Source organism: Halorubrum rutilum (assembly GCF_042665015.1).
GTDB lineage: Archaea > Halobacteriota > Halobacteria > Halobacteriales > Haloferacaceae > Halorubrum > Halorubrum rutilum.
The window spans coordinates 69,156-90,195 of sequence record NZ_JBHTBL010000008.1; the positions used below are offsets into that span (position 1 = coordinate 69,156).

Consider the following 21,040-nt stretch of genomic DNA (forward strand, 5'->3'; position numbering starts at 1 on the left):
TCTCGAACCGCCTCCCTCGGCCGGCCGGTCAGCGTAGTCGGTCGAGCTCGTTCGCCGCCGCAAGCTCCGCGACCATGTGCCGGTGTTGCACGGCCCACCACCGCTTCGCGACCGCGTACGCGACGGCGACGGCGGCGACGGCGAGGAGCCCGGCGACCGGACCCGCCGTGACGGCCACGAGGTACGACTGGGCGGCGAGCGTGCAGACGACGACCGCGGCGACGAGCGTGGCTATGGGGCGACGGCGCGGGTCCCGCGCGAGGTCGGTGAGACGGCGCGGACCGCGTTCGAACGCCGGCGGTGACCCGTCGGCGACCGCGTCGCCCTCGACCTCCCGCGCCGAGCGCGTCGATCGGGTGGATCCGAACATACGGGTCCGCGAGAACGCGCCGCAGGTATATTTCTTGTGGGTAGATCACACGCGCCGAGAACACACGGCACGCCGGTCGAACTCGGTAGTCGAAGCGGAGCCGATCAGGACACGGAAACCGCGCTCGCGACGCCGTTCTCACGGTCGGCCGCGCGAAATAGTCCCGGGCGGATTCGAACCGCCGTCAATGGCTGACTTCGGGCGTCCGACGGGCGTCTCCGAGGAGACGGCCCGAGATCGTGCCTCGGTCGCAGACGCGGACGAACTCCCTCCAAAGGCCATTATGATTGGCCACTACACCACGGGACTCCGACCGGTAATTGCCCGCCCGCACTCAAGTAGGTTACGAGAAATTCGAGGCGAAAGCCTCGCCCCTTCAGGGCGGGGATGAAGCCGACCAACAGTATTCAACCGCCAACGATAGCATAGACGGGGTTCCAACACAATATTTAATGCGTCTAACTATAATAGTATACACAGATGGTAAAGAGTACTCGTCATGCGAAATACGAACTCTACTACCATACAGTGTTCGTGCCAAAATATCGGCGTTCGCATCCGACGGGGAAGACGAAGGAACGTCTCGAAACCATCTTTGCGGAAATCTGTGAGAATAAAGACCTCGAACTGGCCGAGTCCGAGGTCATGCCCGACCACGTACACCTGTTCATCGGCAGTCCACCCAAAAACGCCCCGTCGCTCATCGTCAACTGGGTGAAGGGCATCTCCGCCCGCAAGTACAACCAGCGGTACGACGACCGCGTGAAGTGGACTCGTTCCTACTATGTCGGTACGGCGGGAAGCGCCTCGAAGGGCGCTGTCGAACAATACATCGCTGAACAGGAGGGTGGCAAGGAATGAAGCGCGTCAACACCTTCGAGGTCGTGCCACAGACCGAGAACGACAAAGAGTGCCTTCTACGGCTACTCGACGCCTCCGCTTCCCTGTGGAACGAACTGACGTATGAACGCAGACAGAACTACTTCGGTGACGGCGACGTATGGGACACCGCCGAGTACCGAGGATGCTACAACGGCGTCGTCGGAAGCGCAACCGTCCAACAGGTCACGCGCAAGAACAGCGAAGCGTGGCGATCGTTCTTCGCCCTCAAAGAGAAAGGCGAGTACGCCAACCCACCGTCGTACTGGGGCAACGAGGAGGACGGACGCGAACTCCGTACCTACATCCGAAACAATCAGTACACGATCCAGTGGGGCAAGCGTAGCCGTCTCGAAATCCCTGTCGGGCAAGAACTGAAAGACGAATACGGACTCGGCTACCACGAACGACTCCGCCTCGAACTCCGAGGCAACCCGAAGTGGGACGGCAAACAGGGCCGTCTGGAACTTGAGTACGACAAAGTGAGCGACACGTTCAGGGCTTTTCAGCCAGTCACCGTCCCTGATTCTCGACTGGATTCACCACTGGCTTCTCACGAAGCCGCCCTCGACGTTGGCGCGAACAACCTCGTCGCCTGTTCCACGACTACCGGGAACCAGTACCTCTACGACGGGCGGGAGTTGTTCGGACGGTTCCGCGAGACAACCGACGAAATCGCCCGCCTACAGTCGAAACTCCGCGAAGGACGCTACAGTTCCAAGCGGATTCGACGGCTGTACCGACAGCGAACGAAGCGGCGTGACCACGCACAGAACGCGCTGGTGCGCGACCTCGTTGAACGACTGTACGACGAGGGTGTGGAAGCGGTGTACGTGGGCGACTTGACCGACGTGCTAGAAACGCACTGGTCGGTCAGGGTGAACGAGAAAACGCACAACTTCTGGGCGTTCAAGAAGTTCATCCACCGTCTCGCATGCGTTTGTGAGGAATACGGTATCAGCCTCGAAGCCGAGTCGGAAGCGTGGACGAGTCAGACGTGCCCGAAGTGTGGCGACCACAAGGAGACGGTTCGCCACAGGGATACGCTGACGTGTCCATGCGGGTTCGAGGGGCACGCTGATCTCACGGCGTCAGAGACGTTCCTTCGAGAAAACAGCGATTGCGAAGTCAGGCCGATGGCACGGCCCGTGCGATTCGAGTGGGACGACCACGATTGGTCGGGGCAACCACACCCTCACGACAGTCCCAAAGAAGCGCGCACGAACCCGCAAGTTGCCTCCGTGGGTCGGTAGCCGAACCCCCAACGAGGAATCCTCGCGCTTTATGGCGGGGAGGATGTCAATTTCCCTGACCGATCGTCGGAGCCACGCGCGCCGATCACGGAGTCCCCAGCCACGGGGACCGTCCCGAGTCCGCCTCAGTTCGGCTAGAACGGAACGACGCTTCCTGTTTGAAGCCCGGCGAGGAGCACGCTCGCGTTGTGGACCGACACGATCGCGAAGCACACCGAGGGCAACCCGTAGCCGACGAGCCGAACGACGGGGGCCAGGTGACCGTCCCGTCGCCGGACGGAGACGAGCACCGAACCGATCTCGACGACGAGGGTGACGCCCGCGATGATCGCGGCCGACGCCACCGCGAGTCCGATAACGACTCCCACCTCGCGAAAGAGGGACGCGACGATCGGGTTCGCCTCGTAGACGCCCGGAAGGTGTAACAGCCCGATCCCGGTCGTCAGCGCGTCCGACAGCTTCGTGACCGTCAATAATGCCAACCCGGACACGGAGAGGGTACTCCGACCGTATCCGGCGGACGGCGCGGGCGACGCGGACGGCCCGGAAGACGGCGTCGGCGTCGATCGGCGGCGCCGCTCGGACGGTCGCCTCGCCGCCGACGGCCCGGATTCGTCGAGGACGAACCGGTCCCGGTATCGGCAGTCGACCGGCTCCGCGTCGCCGTCCGAGTCGGCCCGCTGCGTCGACATCCCTTGTCGTGACGCATAGTTTCAATCGACATAAACATGTGTGCCAGTGTCTGACTGTCAAGCGCTCGGAGCCGACAGCGACCGAGGGCCTCGAAGCACCGAGAGCCTTACTCGCGAGGCGGGAACTCGGAGTCCGTCGGCGGGACGGGATCCGTCGACCGGGACCGGGTGCGGAGGGTCGGATCGGAGAACGGATTCCAGGAGCTGCCCGCCGCCACGCCGGTGAACGTCTCCTCGCAGGAGGGACAGACGGGCTCGGTGAGCATCGACAGGTCGACGCGCGCGTCGCAGCTCTCGCACCGCCCGCCGTCGACGTTCGACCGTTGAGCCTCGCGGCGGAGATCTGAGAGGTCGGCGCGCGTCCGCTCGGCCTGCGCGACGGTCTCGACCGTCTCTTCGACCTCGTCGAGTCGCTCGTCGACCACGGCGCGGTGGAGGGGGCCGTCGAGACGTACCTCTCGCTCGTGGCCCGCCGCCGACGGATCGAGGCCCGGCGGGACGAGGCGGACCTGGCCGACGACGAGCGCTACCGGGAACTGACGGGCGAGATCGCCGCCCGGCGCCGACAGATCGACACGCTGCTCGCGGAGATCGACGACCCGGTCACGGGGGCCGGGGGCGACGCAGTCGACGCGGACGCCGCGCCCGGCGTCGACGACGCCTCGGTGGCGAGTGTCCCAGCTGGACCGCCGCTGTACCAGAGTCGCTCGACGCAGTTCTACGCGCTCTGGCTCGCCGCCGCCCTCGCGTACGGGGTCGGCGACGTGGTCTCGACGCTGTACGCGACGATCGCGGTCCCCGGACTGATCGAAGGGAACCCAGTTGTCAACGCGCTGCTCTCGACCGCGGGGCTCCCGGGATTCCTCTTATTAAAACTGATCGTGCTGCTCGTGTTGGTCTCGGTGAGCGTTCAGGGGGCTCGACAACGGGAGCCGTTCTCGTACTACTGGCCGCCGGTCGTCGCGACCGGGATCGGCCTGCTGCTCACGGGGTGGAACGTCCGGCTCATCGCGGGCGCGTGAACGACGAGGAGACCTTCCGGGTCCCGACTCACCGCCATTTGCGGATCGTCCGCCGGACCCGCTGGGACAGCGACAGCTCCCGACCGCGGTCGCGGAACCGGAACGGTTCGAGCCCGACGGCGAGCACGTACACCGCCGTGACGACGACGACTATCACGGCGTTTATCGCCGCGACGGCGGCGAACGGGTGGATCGCGTGCAGCGAGAGGATTACCGGCGCCGGGAGGAACTGCACGTACTGCCACTCTGAGACGGACCTGACGTACGCGCCGGTCTCCTCGGGGGCGTGAAGCGTGACGGTGGTCGACGCCGTCTCGCCGCGGGGCGCAGTGAGCGAGCTCTGAGCGACGTCGACGCCCGTGCTGGCCGCGTCGACGGTCGCGATCCGGGGGATGAACCCGTCGTTGCTGAAGTTGTACGTGTACTCCACAGAGCCGCCGCGCTCGATGACGGTCGGGTTCGAACTCGGCGACTGCGAGCTCACGATCGTGATGTCGTTCGTCCCTGAGGGGATCACCATACTCGCCGTCGCCGGCACGGTGATGAGAAGCAGGATGGCGAGCAGGACGAGGACCGCGCTCGTCTTGCCGCCGCGGTCCCTGGAGCGGTCGTCTCGGCCCGAGCGGCGGTTCGACCCGCCGACGGCCTCAGCGACGAGGCTGTAGCCTAAGAGCAACAGCCCGACGAGGACCATCGACGAGCCGACGTTACCCTCGGCGAGCCCTCCGAGTCCCGGAATCGCAGCGAGGAACGTCGCCGCAAAGCCAAACGCGTCCTGCATCGCGATGGCGGCGAGGCCGATGTTGGGGATGACGACCGTGTCACCGCCGAGCTGGAGCGCGACGGCCTTGATCTGCGACTCCTGAACCGGCGGTTCGGGACCGTCCTGATCGGTGAAGGGGTTGGCGTCGCCGCGCGTGATATACCCTTGATCGGTCTCCGCGACGACCCGATGGGTGGTCAGTCCGCCGCCCTGAAGCCCCTGAGCGTCGAACGTCACCACGTCGCCTTCCTCGACGTCGCCGGCGATCGCCGGCGGGACAGCGATGAACCCGTCACCCGGGGCCATGTTGGCCGGCTCGGCGTTCATGCTCCCGGTGAGGACGAACCCGAGAACGATCGGCTGGCCGAGCTGCTGGCCGATCAGCATGGCAACTACGAGGACGACGAGAAGCGCCGTGATGCCGGATCCGGCCAGCGATCGCAGATCCATCGTTGAATTCCCTCTTCCGGCCTCGTGCCGGTCACGGCTCGCTACGTGCGTCGAACGTATAGCTCGTTCGCCGACCGGCCGCCGGCTGCGGCGATCACGAACAACAATACGGCCGCCGGGCGGGAGATGAGCAACCCACTCCAAAACGGATACAGTAGCGCGGGAGCGCTACTCTCAGGCAACCAGCAAAAGCGAGTGAGTAACGAGGAGTATAGCACGTTCGTATTAGGCTTGTAACTTCGATAAACACGAGCCTATCAGTATCCATACACTGACTTTCGCTTCCGCGCGAACGTCAAGAGACACTAGTACGCAGGCCACAATACCGGCGACTGTAACAGAATTCGGTCGATGCCAGCATCGGTGATCTGCGATCAGTTTACTGTGAGAATTCCCCGCGAAATCGGCGCTTCGTGGGAAAATCCACCGATACTGGGAGAGAGTTCCCGTCCGCAACATACCTGCGTGAAATAAGTGACACTACTGGGCATCTCGCAGCAAGAAGCAACAACGCAGTAGAGAGGATGACACTCACGGAATCGAGTGGGAGAACCTCACAGAAAACCACCAGACGGCGTGGCAGCCATCCGTTTCCTCACCAACACGCATGGTGGCACCACACCAAACAAAGTAAGAGGAACTATCGCGTATCTGAACAGACGGATCGCCGTCACCACCCCCACGGTATCGGGTGTGATCCGGTAGTACGGCATTATCTTATCATTAAACGAATATACATCAGACGGCGCTCACTACGACTCACTCCCGGGTGGTGACACACCGAAACACTCGTTGATGGGCGCATTCAGCCGGATCACACGGTCTCGTCTGCCGGCTGTATAACACGTCACCACAACCACTGAGCCACTAAGTGGCCGGCTCAGATTGGTTTTCACCCGTTCTCCACAGAAGTATTGCGGCCGGCAGCATTCCTGAAACACATAGAGACCACCATGCTAACATACCAGCAAATACCCCCACCAGCCGTGAGGAGAGGACTTCCTGCCTCTGTGTCGCTTGCAGGTTCAGAGATTTGCACAGGGTGTGTCGCCTCGATAGGCATTGGAACTGAATTTGCTACGGTGGAAGACAGTGTTGGCGTGGTCGATCACTGAGTCGACGCCGATCCAGTGATCTCGATAGCCGGTGGTTCGATTGTTACTGCAGACGCTCGTTGATCAAGGAGTGCTTCGAACCGGTCGCGATCAGTTTCATAGATCGATTGGTGCTGGACGGCGACGACCCCACGGGGTGTGATCTGATACAATCCCGAATGCTCGTTTGGCCCAATACGCTGGATTAGATCCGCGTCTGCAAGCGCCGGAAGTCGGGTGTTCACGTAGTTACGATCTTTCTCAATACGAACTGCAAGGTTTGACGCTGTATCTCGATATCCGTCGGCCAGTGCAGCAAGCAACTGGAAGTCTGTCGGTTGCACAAGCCGTGTCTGCATATGAGAGACAATATACTATACCAATATAGGATCACTGTTTTGAGAGGGTATTCAGAGAAACTGGTTCGTTGCGAAGACACACTGGTATCACGAGTGTCTGCCAGTACTCGATTGGCATGAGTAGTAGGTAGAGAACTGCACCGATTTATACGAGACAGATGGCCGTATTGAAATTAGAGCATAGTATAAATAATCTGTGCTCATCTGCAGTCTAATTCATCATTATCCCGGGAACAGATGTCAATAGCGGCGCTTATTCACCTTCCTCATTAGCTCCTTACTGTGCTACCGCTGGGTCATTTCGCCTTTGCATATCTCTGGTACGCAGTCTATGCGGCCGTTGGGACACGCCAGCTCCCAGTGCGTCTCGCGTTGGTCCCGCTTGCAATTGGGAGCCAGTTTTCGGGTCTGCTTGATAAACCGCTAGCATATCTTGACGTGCTCACCTATGGCCGCTCGTTCGCACACTCTGTGTTCACGTTCGCAGTTTGTACACTTACCGTCTGGTGGGTTACGATGCGTCTTCGCGGCCGTTGGACGACAGAGTCACCGTCCGAGCAGCTCCGAGTCGTAATTCCGCCAGCATTTGCTCTCGGGTATCTGAGTCATCTTCTCGGCGACACCTATCGTTTTCTCTTTATAGGTGATTTCTGGGCCGCACGCTTTCTGTTGTATCCGCTGTTTCCCGTCTCGGAATCGCCTGCTGATGATATCTCTCCATGGATCCGGTTGTTCCAAATTTATCAGGAGATGGAATCGCACCCACAGTTGATTCTTATCATTCTCGCACTTGTTGTGTTTGTGGGCCTACAACTCCGTTACTACCTATCTCAAAAAGGGAGTCCCTCAGTAATCAAATCATAGATTTGACGGGTCAGTCAGTCGTTGATCCGCGGACAATTGTAGTAGAACGGCGCACACAAGGAGTCGTAGCGGGCGGGCGGCCACAACGTGTTGTTTAGCGGATTGCACGCAAACTCATCGCCCTGACATCAAACCACTTCGATCTCCCGCCATTCGTTCCGCTCCGGCCGCTGCACCCGAAACCCCCACGTCTCGTCGTCTCGACGCCGCATCTCGACCACGCCGTCGAACAGCGGGACGAACTGCTCAACCGTCGTCTCGTCGTGCGCACCGGGGTCGATCGTCGCCGCCACGGGTCACTCCTCGCCGGTCGCTCGCTGGGCGAGAACATACAGGAACTGGAACACCTCCGAGGCGGACGCGTGAACGCACCCCGGGATCAAGCCCCGGGGCTTCCTGCTTCAACGACGCGCTTTGCATCCACAACCTCTCGGTGAGGGGTGAACGTAGGGAGCGCAGTCTGCACAGGCGTTGATTCGGACAGTCCCCGCCCTAACTGCTTCAGCCCTCGATTACGTACGTTTTTCGCCGCATTCAGATCCCGATCATCCGTATGTCCACACGCCGGACACGAGTGCTCTCGTACCCAGATCGGTTTTGCCGTCTCGACACCGCACCACGCGCACTCTTTCGTCGTCCCTCCCGGCTCCACTAGCTCAACATGCGTTCCGTGAAGCTCGCTTTTGTATTCCAGCAACCGGATGAACCGTGACCACGCGACATCCTGTTTGTTCTTCGCGTTCTGGCTGGTTTCCAACATTGACTTCACGTCCAAGTCTTCGACTGCCACAACATCATACTCTTCGACGAGCCACGTCGTCAACTTGTGCTGGTAGTCTAGCACCTTCCGCTTAATTGCGCGTTTCGCCTTCGCGACCTTCTGGCGCTGGTTCTCCCAGTTGGCCGAGCCATGTTCCTTCCTATCGAGCTTCCGCTGTTCGCGCGCGTAGCGGTCGTACTCGTCGGACAAATCGAGTCGTTCCACCGAGAGGTTCTCTGAGGTGTGGATGTAACTGATGATGCCAAGGTCTACACCGACACAGTCCTCAGGTCCGATCTCACTCAGTGACGGTTTGTCAGGCGTATTGTCCACAGTGGTCACGAGTGAGACGTACCACTCACCTGTCTTCTCCTTTTTTAGAATGACCCTGTCAATATCAGCTGCCGCCGGGACTGAGCGGTCAGTGCGAATCTTGAACCAGCCAATCTTTTCGAGTCGGAACCGTACGAACCGGTCGTCGCCCGTGTTGTGATCCACGTTGAAACGACTGGACTGATTGTACGATACCGACCGAAATTCACCAGCACCTTGCCAATTCAACTCTCCGACCTTGTAACCCTCATCTTGGCGGTCTTGGAGGTTGTCGAGGTCTTTGTGAATTTGGCTGATAGCCTGTTGAGCGGCGTGTTGTGATGGCTCTGAGAATGTCGGCCATCTGTCTGTCCAGCCTGTGAGTTTGTTATGCTGGTCATATTCAGATGGTCGATTGTTGGAGTCACTGTAGTAGTCTCGGACAGCATGGTTGCGGATCTGTCGGAGAATGTCGATGTGTCTCCACGCTTCGCTGGCCACGTCGTCAGGTAGGTACGCACGGAAGCGAAGCGTGTGTTTCATTCAGATTTTTTAGTCAAGTTTCACTACAGTGAGCTCCAACTGGTCACCTTCCTCAAGATCAAGTCCGTCTCGAACCTCTTCTGGGATCGTAACAACACCTCGTTGTCGCATTTTCGGGTAGCACTTCATCTGACTCATACTGATTCAATCAGTACTAGACATTATAATACTGTCGGCTTTAACCCCGAGGTCAAGCTCCGGGGCAGTCGCCTTGACCCCTGTACATCAACAGCGGCGAGACGGTCGTCACGCCGACCGCGAGCGCGTCCTCGTCGCGGTCCTCGGCCAGATCGACGAACGTCGTCCCGATGGACGTGAGGTTCCCCGGGTCCTGCGCGTATCCCGTCGCGTCGCCCCCGTCGCCCGCTCGGCCGACGGCGTTCGCCACGCAGTCGACCACGACCGGCTCCGCCGGGTCGCCGTCGACGGTCCGCCGGTGAGCGTCTCGCACGCGGGAGGCGGGCTGCCGGGTCGACACCAGGACCGGCCTGCCCGGTCGCGCCGCCAACAGCCGGTGGAACAGCCGTCGGCGACCGGAGAACGCCGGACCAACGATCAGTACGTCGTCAAGATCGCGACCGGGGAGGGACATCAACGGAAACGAATTAAGTATCAGACAATTAAGCCTTCCGGCGGTCGCCGCGCCGGTCAGCATAATACAAGGTGGAGCCTCCGACCTCAAGGAGTGAGCGAAACGAGCGAGTAGGTCGGGGAGGAAACCGACCCGGCACTACACCAGCCACGTTCGATTGTCGGCTGACTCCTCACTGAATCGTTACTAATATAAAAACGAGAGTATACATCTGAAGTACGGATGGAGGTCCGCCGCACCATCCCTGTCAAGCTTAATGTGGCCGACAGCGACGCTGACCTCCTCCATGAAACCATCTCCGAGTTTCTGTGGGCCGCCAACTACGTCGTCGACCACGCCTGGCAAGGCGAGTATAAAACGACGAGCAAAGCCGAACTCCAACGTGAAACCTACGACGATGTGCGGGCTGAGACACGGTTACAAGCGAATCTCGTCCAGAACGCTCGCAACAAGGCTGCCGACGCCGTTCAAAGCGTCGTCGCCCGCTGGAAACAGGGCGATTACGCGGGAAAGCCGCGCTTCACTGCCTCAACTCTCGTCTACGACAAGCGGTGTGCGACGTTCAACGACGACCACGCGACGCTCGCAACCGTCGAAGGCCGCATCACCGCCGAGTACATCCTTCCGGACGATAACCGCGAGACGCCCCACTCGGAGTACCTGTTCAACGAAGATTACGACGTAACGGGTGCGGAACTCCACTACCACGACGGCGAGTTCTACCTTCACGTCCGCACAAAGGCGGACGTAGAGTCCGAGACTGCCGATGAAGGTGACGCCGAGCACAGCACAGTCCTCGGCGTTGACCTCGGCATCGAAAACGTCGCCGTCACCTCGACGGGCACGTTCTAGAACGGGTCGGAGTTGAACCACTGGCACCGCGAGTTCGAGAAGCGACGCGGGTCGCTCCACCAGCGCGGGACGCGGGCCGCTCACGAAACCATCCAGTCGGTCGGACAGACCGAGACGGGGCGGTACGATCACTTCTTCCACACCGTCTCGAAAGAACTCGTCGCAGAAGCCGTCGAACACGACTGTGACGTGATCGCGTTCGAAAACCTGAGCGGAATTCGTGAGCGGATGCCGAACGCCAAGAAGTTCCACGCGTGGGCGTTCCGACGCCTGTTCGAGTACGTCGAGTACAAAGCCGAAGTCGTCGGCATTTCGGTCGAGCAGGTGAGTCCCGCCTACACCTCCCAGCGGTGTTCCAAGTGCGGGTTCACTCACGAAGACAACCGCCCCATCTCGAACGGACAGGACGTGTTTGAGTGTATTAAGTGCGGGTACTCACCCCATGCAGACTACAACGCGGCGAAGAACATCGGTTTGAAGCATCTCCGCTCGGCGCAAACGTCGTCGGGCGGAGGCGCGCCCGTAAACGTGCGCTTGAATCGCGGGACGTTGAACGTGAACGGTGATTACGAACCTGCCAGCGATGGCCAGAACGGGAGTCCACGCGAAAGCCCCACCCTCAACGAAGCGAACAGCGAAGCCGTGAGCGAGTAGGGCGGGGTAGTTTACACGCGTTTTTATATCTCGGGTCGCCACGGGTGGGTATGGACGACCACTCTCACGACCCCGACCCGGACGAGCGCGTGACCGCACCCATGCAGTCGTTCGGCAACCGCGAGGTCGGCATCGGCGCCGCCGTCACCCTCGTCGGCCTGCTGATCGCGTACGTCATTCCCTTCCTGTTCAGCTTCTGAGCGGCGACACGGGTCGCTCCCGAGTTTAAAATACACACGACGGACCACCGCCAGCCACCCGCTTATCGCGGATACCACGCCAGCGGGTGGTCGGCGGTGAGCTCCAGCGTGACCGGCTCGTCGAGGTCGAACTCCTCGACGTGGTTGTGGAGGCAGTGGACGGCGCCGCCCGACTCCAGTTCGACCCGGTAGACGAAGGAGGGGCCGACGTACTGCCGCGAGACGATGACGCCGTCGGCCAGCTCGGGGCTCGCGGGCGTCGCCCGGAGGTCGTCCGGACGCACGAGCACGTCGACAGGCGCGCCGTCGTAGACCGTGTCGTACCCCTCCAGCGTGACCGCGTCGAACCGGCCGATCCCGGTCTCGACCTTCCCGTCGCGGAGCTCGCCTTCGAGGAACGACGCCCGCCCGAGGAAGGAGGCGACGAACTTCGACTCGGGGCGCTCGAACACCTGCTCGGGGCGCCCGACCTGCTCGATCCGGCCGTCGTTCATGACGGCGACGCGGTCGGAGATGGAGAGCGCCTCCTCCTGGTCGTGGGTGACGGAGACGGCGGTGACGCCGGCCTCCTTCAGGATCTGACGCACCTCCTCGCGCATCTCGACGCGGAGCCGGACGTCGAGGTTCGAGAACGGCTCGTCCAGCAGCAGCACCTCGGGCTCGGGGGCGAGCGACCGGGCGAGCGCGACGCGCTGCTTCTGGCCGCCGGAGAGCTGATCGGGCGTCTTGTCGCCGTGGTCGGTCATCTCGACGAGCTCGAGCAGCTCGTCGACGCGCGCCTCGGTCGCCGACGCGTCGGCGTCGGAGAGCCCGAAGGCGATGTTCTCCCGGACGGTGAGGTGCGGGAACAGCGCGAAGTTCTGGAAGACGATGCCGACGTCGCGCTGCTCCGGCGCGACGAACGCGCCGTCGCCGCCGGCGACGACCTCGTCGTCGAGGCGGATCTCGCCCTCGGTCGGCTCCTCCAGCCCGGCGATGGTGCGGAGCGTCGTCGTCTTCCCGCACCCGGAGGGGCCGAGGAAGGTGAGGAGCTCGCCCGGCTCGACGTCGAGCGAGACGCCGTCGACGGCGGTCTCGGGCCCGAACTCCTTGGTCACGTTCGACAGCGACAACACCGGGTCGGGCGACGGGTCCGCGGGCGACCCGCTCTCCGTGTCGCTCGACCGCTTCGTTCCGGGAGATTGCGTCTGAGCCATCGGTGGATCGGACGCCGGACGGACCGGCGTTCCGTGATTGCTCCTACGTATTTTAGGAATGCCTAAAAGCGTGTCGCTCGGTTCGGGGCGGCGGGACCGACGGGAACGAAGGAGAGCGACGTTCGCGGTACCGCGTCAGGCCAGTTCCCGCCCGATCACGCCGCGGAGCTCCCGGATCGCGTCGGCGTCGAGCGCGGTCGATTCCTCACCGACCGACAGCGAGAGCGTCCCGTCGGTCGTCACGTCCCCGAGCCTGAGGACGGGGAGGTCGCCCGCAGCCTCCGCGACCGCCTCGGAGTCGGTCGTCTGGACGACGAGGCGGCCGGGCGTCTCGTCGAACGCCGCGACGCGGTCGGGGAGGCTCACGTCGGCGCCCGCGTCGTCGGTCACCAGTTCGGCGAGCGCGACCGCGAGCCCGCCGTCGCTCACGTCGTGGGTCGCCAGCGTCGACTCGCGGCGGGCGACCGCCGAGAGCGACGCGGCGATGTCGACAAGGGCAGGGGAGTCGGCGGCCGCGTCCGGCAGCTCCGGGAACCGGTCGCTTCCGCCCGCCTGCGCGAGGTACTCGGACCCGCCGAGCGCGTCGCCGCCGGCGCCGACGAGGAGGAGCTCGGAGTCGCCGGCGCGGTCGGCGTCGAGCGCGGCCGGCGGCGCGTCGTACCCGCGCTTCGTCCCGATCAGCGCGAGCGTCGGCGTCGGCGGGATCGGCCCCTCGACGCTGTCGTTGTACAGCGAGACGTTGCCGCCGACCACGGGCGCCCCGAGCGCGGCGCAGGCGTCGGCGAGTCCGTCGACGATTCCCTTGAAGCCGCCGTACACGTCCGGCTTCTCCGGGTTGCCGCCGTTGAGGCAGTCGACCGCGGCCAGCGGGACCGCGCCCTTCGCGGCGAGGTTGGTCGCGTTCTCCAGCGCGACGGCGCGGGCGCCCTCGTAGGGGGCCACCTCGGTCCAGTTCGGATTCGCGCCCGCGGAGAGCGCGAGGCCGACGCCCGGCCCGCCGTCGCCGCCCGCGGCGTCGCCGCCCTCGGCGGAGTCGTCGCCGTCCGCGGCCGCCTCCCGGATCGCCATGATCGCGGCGTCGTCGCCGGGCTTCACGGCGGTGCGGGCGCCGACCTCGTGGTCGTACTGGCGGTACACCCAGCGCTTGCTCGCGGTCGACGGCGCGGAGACGACCGCCTCGACCGCGTCGGCCAGGGCGGGCTCGGGGAGGTCACGGGCCGGCCGCGTCGGCTCCTCGCTCGGGAGGTCGTTCATCGGCGCGCCGTCGGCGAGGTACTCGGCGTCGACGTCGACGACGGTCTCGGACTCGCCGTCGCCCTCCCCGTCGCCCGCGAACTCGCAGACGTAGTTCCCGTCGGTCACCTCGCCGATGACGGAGCAGCCGAGGTCGAACCGCTCGGCGAGCGCGCGCACGCGGTCGACGTCGCCGGGCGCGACCTCGTAACACATCCGCTCCTGGCTCTCGGCGAGCAGGATCTCGGTCGCGTTCATGTCCGGCTCGCGCTGGTGGACCGCGTCGAGGTCGATCCGGGCGCCGAGCCCGCCCTTCGCGACGAGCTCGGAGGAGGCGCCGCCGAGCCCGGCCGCGCCGAGGTCGCGGGCCGACCGCACGAGGCCCTCGTCGACGAGGGCCTCGTTGCACTCGATCAGCCGCTTCTCGGCGTAGGGGTCGCCAACCTGCACCGCGGGGCGGTCCTCGGTCTCGGCGTCCTCCGCGAGGTCCTCCGAGGCGAAGGAGGCGCCGCCGAGCCCGTCGCGGCCGGTGCCGTTGCCGACGAGGACGAGCTTGTTCCCCGGTTCCGTCGCGGTCGCGGTCACGAGCCGGTCCGCGTCCGTCAGCCCGACGCAGGCGACGTTGACGAGGGGGTTCCCCTCGTAGCCGCCGTGGAAGGCGACGCTGCCGCCGACGGTGGGGACGCCGATGCAGTTGCCGTAGTGGGAGATGCCCTCGACGACCCCCTCGAAGAGGTACCGCGAGCGCTCGCGGTCGAAGCCGCCGAAGTACAGCGAGTCGAGGAGGGCGATCGGGTACGCCCCCATCGACATCGTGTCGCGGACGATGCCGCCGACCCCCGTGGCCGCCCCGTCGAACGGGTCGACGAAGGAGGGGTGGTTGTGGCTCTCGACGCCGAAGGTGACGTACTGGTCCCCGTAGTCGTCGGCGTCCCGCTCCGACGCGGGCGCGTCGGCCGCGTCCGGCTCGGGCAGCGCGAGGACCGCCGCGTCGTCGCCGGGCCCGACGACGACCTGGTCGCCCCCGCTCTCGAACGCCGACAGCAGCGGCCGCGAGGAGCGGTACGCGCAGTGCTCGCTCCAGAGGTTCTCGAACAGCGCGGCCTCGGCCGTCGTCGGCTCCCGACCGAGCTCGGCGACCACGAGCTCGCGGTCCGGTTCGGAGAGACTCATTCACTTACGTGGTTACCGAGCTCGTTATAATGCTTTTCTATGTACACATTCGTGCATCCAGATCGACACCGGTGGTGACGCGGGCCGCAGTACTGTGCGGTGGCGCGCGCCTCCGAGCGGCCGCCACCGGCGGCCGCGGAGGAGCGCCGCGCGAGGGAGTCGCGAGGGAGCGGGCGACCGGCGGGAGCCCCGACCGAGCGACGAGGCTGGGGAGGCGTGAGGTGCGGGGCGGTTGCGGTCGGGTGGGACTCAAAGCCCCGGCCGCGAGGAGGAAGCACGACGACGCAAGCACCGCAGCGAAGGAGTGAACGGAGTGAGCGACTGAGCGAGGAGCACAGCGAGTCGCGCGAGTCCTCGCGGCCGGGGCTTTGGAGGCGTTTTCCGTCGGTCCATCGCCGGACAATTATAACCGAGCGGCCGGGGCTTTGGAGGCGTTCGCCGCGCCGGCAACGGTTTATAATTGACATCCTCCTCCGGCTGAAGCCGGAGGAATCCCGAGCGTTGGGATATTAGGGTTTGCAGACTCCCCGTTCTCTCGTGTTGAACGACCCGCTCTCACGGTCGAACAGGAAGACTCCGGGCTGTGCCAACCAGCCGTTACTCATATCCCCCGTCGGGGGACTCTGAGTTATCCTTCTGCGAATGTTCACCGCACTGTTCACGTCCGCGTTCATCGTCGTCTCGCACGACGAACAGACGTACAACCCACGCTCCACGCGATTCGAGTCACGAATCTGCCCGCAACACGAACACGTCTTGCTCGTGTTCTCCTCGTCCACACGATCAACGATGATGCCGTGTTCCTCTGTCTTGTATTCGAGCAAGCGAGTGAACCGGGCAAACTCCCAGCCGTGGAGTTTCTTGTTCCCCGACGCACCCCAGTTCCGCGGGTCACCGTTCTCGTCTTCGCGGATGTTGCTGAGGTCGCCAACCGCTATCTTCTCCACGCCTTCTTCCACACACCGCTGGACGATGTGCTTCGAGAGAGTGTGGAGGAAGTGGTCTTTGCGTCGGGAGAGTTTCTGTCGGGCCTTCCGTGCACGACGTGACAGGCCGTTCTCGCCCTCGGTCTGGTACTCCTCGCGGGTGAAGTAGTGTTTGTCCTCTTTCAGCACGTTCCCCGGATACAGCTCCGAGGGGCCGTCTTCGTAGTCGATGGCGAGGTAGTTGCTGATTCCGAGATCGATCCCCGCCGTGTTGTCACCCGGTGCATCTTCGACTGAAATCTCTTTCTTGCAGACGAGGTGGAGTTCCCACTCGTCACCGTTCCAGACGGCACGCACCTGCTGGATGTTTTCGACTTCGACGTCGGGGCGGGGTTCGTATTCGGCGAGGATGAAGTCCGACCGACTCTTTTTCAGGTTGAAACCTTTTGAGAGGCGGAGTTGGCCGTGTTTGTCGTCGTGCTTGATTGCTCGTTTCTTCCACGTGACAGTGGAGCGGGGGTAGTCGTCGCCACGTTTCCGGTAGCCGGGTGGATTGTTGCTGTCGTTGGAGTTGTACCAGCCGGTGAACGCCTCAGCAAGCTCTTCGAGAACTCGCTGACTTGACTGCGAATGCAGGTCACTGTAGCGTTCGTGGTCTTTCAACTCCGATTTCAACTCGGCCTCGTCGGGTATCTCGTCGTCTTCGTCCCACCGCTGGTGGGCGTAGTAGCGTCCGACGTTCCACAGTTTGGATGCTGCGAACCCGCACTGGTCGAGGTCGCCACGAACCTGTTGGTGGTTCGTGATTCGGGCGACGTAGGTGCGGGTCGTCTCCAGCATCGTACTGTTTTCATAAGCAATTATGAGATTTTGAATGTTAAAACCGGCGACGGGGCGTTGAATATCCGGTTGGAGTGTCGTCGTGGGGTTGTCAGTCGGAGTGTCGGATTCATCCCGCGCCTAAAGGCGCAGGTATTCTCCTTGTTGTTTATAAACGATCAAATCTTCAAAACTGCTCACCAAGACGATGACGCGGTATCGAACGCGAACCGTCCGAACAGCTACTTATAAGCCGACGACTGCGACTCCGTAAATCACAATCGTCCCGACGGCGCCGACGGCCACCGACTTCGCGTTCAGCCGGACCGCGCGCTTCCGGTCGGCCGCCAGCGCCGCCTCGTCGAGGACCCGGTTCGTCCCGTCGCCGACGTCGAAGACGCCGATACCGGCGAAGCCAATGCAGAACCGCTCGCGGTACTGGAAGTAGCCCATCGCGGCGCCGTACAGCGGGAAGACGGAGAGCAGCAGCGCCCGGCGCGGCCAGCCGACCGCGACGACGGCGGCGACGAGACCGACCGCGAGGAGGAGCGACGCGATCCCGAGGAGGAGCCGCCGCCGCTGTTGGGCCGGCCCGATGTTACAGACACCCGGTTGGTACTCCATGCCGTCTCGTGGGCGCGCGGCGACGAAAGCGCACCGGATCCGCTCCGGAGTCGCGTCCCTCCGGCAGGGGGCGAGCGGTCGGGATCCGACCGCGCTCCGACTCCGCAAGCGACTGGGATTCGACCGCGCGAGCGACGACCGTGACGACCCATTTTATTACTGAACGGCTGAAACGAACGGACGAGAAGCGCCATGACGGACAGGTCACCTCGGGACAGGGAGATACGGCGGTATGAGACGATCCTCGACTCGCTCGACGACGCGGTCTACGCCGTGCGTCCCGACGGGACCATCGCGTACGTCAACGACCGGTACGCGGAGATGAAAGGCGTGAGCCGGGAGGAGCTGCTGGGGACGGACATCTACGACTGGGTGACGGAGGAGGCCGCGGAGAAGGCCGGCCGGGTGCGCGACGAGGTGAACGCCGGCGACCGCGACGTCGGCACGGTCGAGTACGACTTCCTCACGGCCGACGGCGAGCGGTTCCCGGTGGAGATGCGCTTCAACCGGGTGACCGGCGAGGAGGGCGAGGAGCTGGACCGCGTCGGCGTCATCCGCGACGTCAGCGAGCAGAAGCGCCGCGAGGACGCGCTCCGGGAGAAGAACGAGCGGCTGGAGGAGTTCGCCAGCATCGTCTCGCACGACCTCCGGAACCCGCTCAGCGTGGCGCGGGGGCGGCTCGACCTCGCCCGCGAGGAGTGCGACTCCGAGCACCTCGACGCCGTCGCCGACGCCCACGACCGGATGGGGACGCTCATCGACGACCTCCTCGCGCTCGCCCGCGAGGGCGACGGCGTCGAGGAGACGGAGCGGGTCTCGCTCTGCGAGCTCGTCGAGGACTGCTGGGAGGGCGTCGAGACCGCGGACGCGACGCTGCGGGTCGAGACCGACCGCGCCGTCCGCGCCGACCGGAGCCGGCTCAGGCAGGTGTTCGAGAACCTCGTACGCAACGGCGTGGAGCACGCGGGCGAGGACGTCACGGTGACGGTCGGCGACCTCGACGGCGGCTTCTACGTCGCCGACGACGGTCCGGGGATCCCCGAGGCGGACCGCGAGGCGGTGTTCGAGGCCGGGTACACCACGAACGACGACGGCACCGGCTTCGGGCTGGAGATCGTCGAGGCGGTCGCGGCGGCCCACGGCTGGGAGGTGCGGGTCGCCGAGAGCGAGTCCGGCGGCGCGCGCTTCGAGTTCACCGGCGTCGACGTGCTCGACTGAGCGGGCGCCCGCTCCGCGGCGGCGCTCGCCGACGTGCTCGACCGAGTGCCGCGGAGGCAACCCTCAAATGCGCGCCCGACGACGGGAGGGTGTGAAGCGGATCCAGCTCGGCAACACCGTGTTCGAGGGCGCGAACGACGTCTACCTGCTCGACGGCGAGACGACCGCGCTGGTCGACACCGGCGTCGCGCTCCCGGACGTCCGCGACGACCTCGCGGCGGGCCTCGCCGAGCACGGCGTCGCGTTCGCCGACGTCGACGCGGTCGCCCTGACGCACTGGCACCCCGACCACGCGGGACTGGCCGGCGAGATACAGGCCGAGAGCGGCGCCGACGTGTACGTCCACGAGGCCGACGCCTCCCTCGTCGACGGGACGGAGACGCCGCTCTTCCTCGACGGCGACCTCCAGCGCGAGACGTTCGAGCGGTGGGGGCTCCCGGATGAGGACCAAGAGCGCCTCCGCGAGTTCTTCGACGCGGTGAGCGCCGACCTCAGCGGCCGTCCCGCCGAGGTGACGGCGATCGCCGACGGCGACGCCGTCGAGGCCGGCGGCGTCGCGCTGGAGGCCGTCCACCTGCCGGGTCACACCGCCGGGCTCACCGGCTTCGCGTTCGACCCGCGCGAGGTCCCGGGCCACGAGCCGGTCGGGCGGAGCGGGCGAGGACCGCGGCGGGGGTCGGACCGCGCCCGCGGCGAGTCGACCGCCCCCGCGGAGCTGTTCGCCGGCGACGCGCTCCTCCCGCGGTACACCCCGAACGTCGGCGGCGCGGACGTCCGCGTGGACGCGCCGCTCGCGGCGTACGCCCGGAGCCTCGCGCGGGTCGTCGAGCGCGACTTCGACGCCGCGCACCCGGGCCACCGCGAGCGGATCGACGACCCGAGCCGGCGGGCCGCGACGATCCTCGACCACCACCGCCACCGGACGCGGCGCGTGCTCGCCGTCCTCGCCGACCGCGGCCCCGCGACGGCGTGGGAGGTGTCGGCCGAGCTGTTCGGCGACTTGGTCGACATCCACGTGCTCCACGGGCCGGGCGAGGCGTTCGCGCACCTCGACCACCTCGCCGACGCCGGGGTCGTCGAGCGCGACGGCGCCCGCTACCGCCTCGTCGACACGGACCCCGACGTCGACGCGCTGTTCCCGACGACGCCCCTGGACGGCGCCGTCGACGGCGGGGCGGACTGACGGCGACGCAGCGCCCCCGCCGAAAGCTATTCCCGCGGCACGGCGTACCCCCGGACGTGCAACGGGACGCCCTCGCCGCGGTCCTCCTCGCCCTCCTCGCGGTCGTCGCGCTCGGCGTCGCGGCCGCGACCCTCGACTCCGCCGTGAGCCTCGGCGGCGGCGGGCTCGGCGGCGGCGGTGACGCCGGCGGACCGGGCGGTCAGAGCGCCGACCTCGGCGCGTCGCCGGCCCCGAGCGGCGGCGGCGCCCTCTCGATCCCGCCCGCGTGCTACGAGTTCCTCCGGGAGCCGCCGGCGCTGCTGGCGTTCGCCGCGGTCCTCTTCGGGCTCGCCGCGTTCGTCTACCGGGACACGGGCTCGGGGCTCGCCGCGGGCGCCGTCGTCGGGTCGCTGGGGGTCCCGACCGCCGCGCTGGGGTGGCTGCTCTCGGCCTGCCGCCCGGTCGACGAGGGGGTCGAGTTCGCGCTCGGCGCCGCGGCCGACGAGGGCGGGTTCCTCCCCGAGGGCGGCGGGGGGCTCGGCGGGGCCGGCGGCGGGGAGGGGACCGCCTCGGCGCCGGAGCTCCTCTTCGCCCTCGTCGTGGTCGCGGCCCTCGTCGCGAGCGTCGCCGTCCTCCTCGGCGCCGGCGGCGACGACGAACCGACCGACGGCGAGGCCGCGGCCGAGAGCGACGGCGGCGACGAGCCCGGCGACCCGGACCTCCGCGCGGTCGGGCGGACCGCGGGCGCGGCGGCCGACCAGATCGAGCGGTCCGACGCCGACAACGAGGTGTACCGCGCGTGGCGCGACATGACCGAGGCCCTCGACGTCGAGCGCCCCGCGTCCTCGACGCCGGCCGAGTTCGCGGCCGCGGCCGTCGACGCTGGCGTCGACGAGGAGCCCGTCGCCGACCTCACGGCCGTCTTCGAGCGGGTGCGGTACGGGGGCGAAGAGGCGACCGCGGAGCGCGAGCGCCGGGCCGTCGAGGCCCTCCGACGGATCGAGGAGCGCCACGGGGGTGCGGCGTAGCC

Annotated in this window: 21 protein-coding genes, 1 tRNA gene and 1 pseudogene; 9 read left to right on the top strand and 14 right to left on the bottom strand. The window is 65.2% G+C overall.

Annotated features, from left to right (window positions below):
- Positions 1 to 28: 28 nt before the first annotated feature.
- Both ACFQMF_RS09570 and ACFQMF_RS09575 read right to left on the bottom strand, forming a co-directional pair.
- The gene (locus ACFQMF_RS09570; protein ID WP_256408869.1) at positions 29 to 370 is read right to left on the bottom strand and encodes a hypothetical protein; all 342 of its coding nucleotides are present in this window, start codon (positions 368 to 370) and stop codon (positions 29 to 31) included.
- A 158-nt stretch (positions 371 to 528) separates the two neighbouring features.
- Positions 529 to 679, bottom strand: a tRNA-Gln gene (locus ACFQMF_RS09575).
- Positions 680 to 850: 171 nt separating this feature from the next.
- Between ACFQMF_RS09575 and tnpA the strand changes: the two genes are divergently transcribed.
- Together tnpA and ACFQMF_RS09585 are read left to right on the top strand one after the other, a co-directional pair.
- Positions 851 to 1,231 (top strand): IS200/IS605 family transposase, encoded by a 381-nt coding sequence (tnpA, locus tag ACFQMF_RS09580; RefSeq protein ID WP_256408870.1) that lies wholly within the window; start codon positions 851 to 853, stop codon positions 1,229 to 1,231.
- Positions 1,228 to 2,502: an RNA-guided endonuclease InsQ/TnpB family protein gene (locus tag ACFQMF_RS09585; RefSeq protein ID WP_256408871.1), complete on the top strand. Its 1,275-nt coding sequence runs from the start codon at positions 1,228 to 1,230 to the stop codon at positions 2,500 to 2,502. The genes tnpA and ACFQMF_RS09585 overlap by 4 nt, the downstream gene beginning before the upstream one ends.
- 134 nt (positions 2,503 to 2,636) lie before the next feature.
- Here the strand turns inward: ACFQMF_RS09585 and ACFQMF_RS09590 are convergent, their stop codons facing one another.
- The gene (locus ACFQMF_RS09590; RefSeq protein WP_379791902.1) at positions 2,637 to 2,975 is read right to left on the bottom strand and encodes a hypothetical protein; all 339 of its coding nucleotides are present in this window, start codon (positions 2,973 to 2,975) and stop codon (positions 2,637 to 2,639) included.
- 326 nt (positions 2,976 to 3,301) lie between these two features.
- Entirely contained in the window at positions 3,302 to 3,619 is a 318-nt protein-coding gene (locus ACFQMF_RS09595) for a hypothetical protein (RefSeq protein WP_256408873.1), read from the bottom strand.
- Positions 3,620 to 3,625: 6 nt separating this feature from the next.
- Between ACFQMF_RS09595 and ACFQMF_RS09600 the strand changes: the two genes are divergently transcribed.
- On the top strand, positions 3,626 to 4,216 hold the full coding sequence (locus tag ACFQMF_RS09600; protein ID WP_256408874.1) for a DUF5658 family protein: 591 nt from the start codon (positions 3,626 to 3,628) through the stop codon (positions 4,214 to 4,216).
- Between the two features lie 28 nt (positions 4,217 to 4,244).
- On the opposite strand, the gene ACFQMF_RS09605 is transcribed toward ACFQMF_RS09600, so the two are convergent.
- Complete coding sequence (locus tag ACFQMF_RS09605) at positions 4,245 to 5,429, bottom strand: S24/S26 family peptidase (RefSeq protein WP_256408875.1); 1,185 nt, start codon at positions 5,427 to 5,429, stop codon at positions 4,245 to 4,247.
- A gap of 1,108 nt (positions 5,430 to 6,537) precedes the next feature.
- Positions 6,538 to 6,867, bottom strand: coding sequence for an ArsR family transcriptional regulator (locus tag ACFQMF_RS09610; protein ID WP_256408876.1), 330 nt, complete (start codon positions 6,865 to 6,867; stop codon positions 6,538 to 6,540).
- 297 nt (positions 6,868 to 7,164) lie between these two features.
- Here ACFQMF_RS09610 and ACFQMF_RS09615 point away from each other — a divergent pair, with 297 nt between their 5' ends.
- Positions 7,165 to 7,746: a metal-dependent hydrolase gene (locus tag ACFQMF_RS09615; protein ID WP_256408877.1), complete on the top strand. Its 582-nt coding sequence runs from the start codon at positions 7,165 to 7,167 to the stop codon at positions 7,744 to 7,746.
- A gap of 128 nt (positions 7,747 to 7,874) precedes the next feature.
- Here the strand turns inward: ACFQMF_RS09615 and ACFQMF_RS09620 are convergent, their stop codons facing one another.
- From ACFQMF_RS09620 to ACFQMF_RS09635, 4 genes are all read right to left on the bottom strand, one after another.
- Positions 7,875 to 8,039, bottom strand: a complete 165-nt coding sequence (locus tag ACFQMF_RS09620) for a hypothetical protein (protein ID WP_256408878.1) — start codon at positions 8,037 to 8,039, stop codon at positions 7,875 to 7,877.
- Positions 8,040 to 8,125: 86 nt separating this feature from the next.
- Positions 8,126 to 9,361: an RNA-guided endonuclease InsQ/TnpB family protein gene (locus tag ACFQMF_RS09625; protein ID WP_256408879.1), complete on the bottom strand. Its 1,236-nt coding sequence runs from the start codon at positions 9,359 to 9,361 to the stop codon at positions 8,126 to 8,128.
- A 9-nt stretch (positions 9,362 to 9,370) separates the two neighbouring features.
- The gene (locus ACFQMF_RS09630; RefSeq protein WP_321169218.1) at positions 9,371 to 9,499 is read right to left on the bottom strand and encodes an AbrB/MazE/SpoVT family DNA-binding domain-containing protein; all 129 of its coding nucleotides are present in this window, start codon (positions 9,497 to 9,499) and stop codon (positions 9,371 to 9,373) included.
- 52 nt (positions 9,500 to 9,551) lie between these two features.
- A complete protein-coding gene (locus tag ACFQMF_RS09635; protein ID WP_256408880.1) occupies positions 9,552 to 9,953 on the bottom strand; it encodes a DUF7504 family protein in 402 nt (133 codons plus the stop codon).
- A gap of 222 nt (positions 9,954 to 10,175) precedes the next feature.
- Here ACFQMF_RS09635 and ACFQMF_RS09640 point away from each other — a divergent pair.
- Positions 10,176 to 11,459, top strand: a pseudogene (locus ACFQMF_RS09640) (RNA-guided endonuclease InsQ/TnpB family protein).
- 50 nt (positions 11,460 to 11,509) lie between these two features.
- On the top strand, positions 11,510 to 11,659 hold the full coding sequence (locus ACFQMF_RS09645) for a DUF7550 family protein (protein ID WP_256408881.1): 150 nt from the start codon (positions 11,510 to 11,512) through the stop codon (positions 11,657 to 11,659).
- A 62-nt stretch (positions 11,660 to 11,721) separates the two neighbouring features.
- Here the strand turns inward: ACFQMF_RS09645 and ACFQMF_RS09650 are convergent, their stop codons facing one another.
- The 4 genes from ACFQMF_RS09650 to ACFQMF_RS09665 form a co-directional block, all read right to left on the bottom strand.
- A complete protein-coding gene (locus ACFQMF_RS09650; RefSeq protein ID WP_256408882.1) occupies positions 11,722 to 12,855 on the bottom strand; it encodes an ABC transporter ATP-binding protein in 1,134 nt (377 codons plus the stop codon).
- Positions 12,856 to 12,990: 135 nt separating this feature from the next.
- Positions 12,991 to 15,261, bottom strand: coding sequence for a phosphoribosylformylglycinamidine synthase subunit PurL (gene purL, locus ACFQMF_RS09655; protein WP_256408883.1), 2,271 nt, complete (start codon positions 15,259 to 15,261; stop codon positions 12,991 to 12,993).
- A 509-nt stretch (positions 15,262 to 15,770) separates the two neighbouring features.
- Positions 15,771 to 17,027, bottom strand: a complete 1,257-nt coding sequence (locus tag ACFQMF_RS09660) for an RNA-guided endonuclease InsQ/TnpB family protein (RefSeq protein WP_256408884.1) — start codon at positions 17,025 to 17,027, stop codon at positions 15,771 to 15,773.
- Positions 17,028 to 17,252: 225 nt separating this feature from the next.
- Complete coding sequence (locus tag ACFQMF_RS09665; protein ID WP_256408885.1) at positions 17,253 to 17,630, bottom strand: hypothetical protein; 378 nt, start codon at positions 17,628 to 17,630, stop codon at positions 17,253 to 17,255.
- Positions 17,631 to 17,822: 192 nt separating this feature from the next.
- Here ACFQMF_RS09665 and ACFQMF_RS09670 point away from each other — a divergent pair, with 192 nt between their 5' ends.
- The 3 genes from ACFQMF_RS09670 to ACFQMF_RS09680 all read left to right on the top strand — a co-directional run bounded on the left by ACFQMF_RS09670 (position 17,823) and on the right by ACFQMF_RS09680 (position 21,038).
- Positions 17,823 to 18,848 carry a two-component system sensor histidine kinase NtrB gene (locus ACFQMF_RS09670; RefSeq protein ID WP_256408886.1) on the top strand — a complete coding sequence of 342 codons (1,026 nt, stop codon included), beginning with the start codon at positions 17,823 to 17,825 and terminating at the stop codon, positions 18,846 to 18,848.
- A 91-nt stretch (positions 18,849 to 18,939) separates the two neighbouring features.
- Positions 18,940 to 20,031: an MBL fold metallo-hydrolase gene (locus ACFQMF_RS09675; RefSeq protein WP_256408887.1), complete on the top strand. Its 1,092-nt coding sequence runs from the start codon at positions 18,940 to 18,942 to the stop codon at positions 20,029 to 20,031.
- Positions 20,032 to 20,087: 56 nt separating this feature from the next.
- Positions 20,088 to 21,038 carry a DUF4129 domain-containing protein gene (locus ACFQMF_RS09680; protein WP_256408888.1) on the top strand — a complete coding sequence of 317 codons (951 nt, stop codon included), beginning with the start codon at positions 20,088 to 20,090 and terminating at the stop codon, positions 21,036 to 21,038.
- The last annotated feature ends 2 nt before the right edge of the window (positions 21,039 to 21,040 follow it).

Excerpts from the sequence above, each read along its gene's own strand:
- ACFQMF_RS09665 (WP_256408885.1), bottom strand. The coding sequence starts at position 17,630 with ATGGAGTACCAACCGGGTGTCTGTAACATCGGGCCGGCCCAACAGCGG.
- ACFQMF_RS09630 (WP_321169218.1), bottom strand. The coding sequence starts at position 9,499 with ATGAGTCAGATGAAGTGCTACCCGAAAATGCGACAACGAGGTGTTGTT.
- purL (WP_256408883.1), bottom strand. The coding sequence starts at position 15,261 with ATGAGTCTCTCCGAACCGGACCGCGAGCTCGTGGTCGCCGAGCTCGGT.
- ACFQMF_RS09625 (WP_256408879.1), bottom strand. The coding sequence starts at position 9,361 with ATGAAACACACGCTTCGCTTCCGTGCGTACCTACCTGACGACGTGGCC.
- ACFQMF_RS09645 (WP_256408881.1), top strand. The coding sequence starts at position 11,510 with ATGGACGACCACTCTCACGACCCCGACCCGGACGAGCGCGTGACCGCA.
- ACFQMF_RS09650 (WP_256408882.1), bottom strand. The coding sequence starts at position 12,855 with ATGGCTCAGACGCAATCTCCCGGAACGAAGCGGTCGAGCGACACGGAG.
- ACFQMF_RS09635 (WP_256408880.1), bottom strand. The coding sequence starts at position 9,953 with ATGTCCCTCCCCGGTCGCGATCTTGACGACGTACTGATCGTTGGTCCG.
- ACFQMF_RS09670 (WP_256408886.1), top strand. The coding sequence starts at position 17,823 with ATGACGGACAGGTCACCTCGGGACAGGGAGATACGGCGGTATGAGACG.
- tnpA (WP_256408870.1), top strand. The coding sequence starts at position 851 with ATGGTAAAGAGTACTCGTCATGCGAAATACGAACTCTACTACCATACA.
- ACFQMF_RS09605 (WP_256408875.1), bottom strand. The coding sequence starts at position 5,429 with ATGGATCTGCGATCGCTGGCCGGATCCGGCATCACGGCGCTTCTCGTC.
- ACFQMF_RS09660 (WP_256408884.1), bottom strand. The coding sequence starts at position 17,027 with ATGCTGGAGACGACCCGCACCTACGTCGCCCGAATCACGAACCACCAA.
- ACFQMF_RS09570 (WP_256408869.1), bottom strand. The coding sequence starts at position 370 with ATGTTCGGATCCACCCGATCGACGCGCTCGGCGCGGGAGGTCGAGGGC.
- ACFQMF_RS09585 (WP_256408871.1), top strand. The coding sequence starts at position 1,228 with ATGAAGCGCGTCAACACCTTCGAGGTCGTGCCACAGACCGAGAACGAC.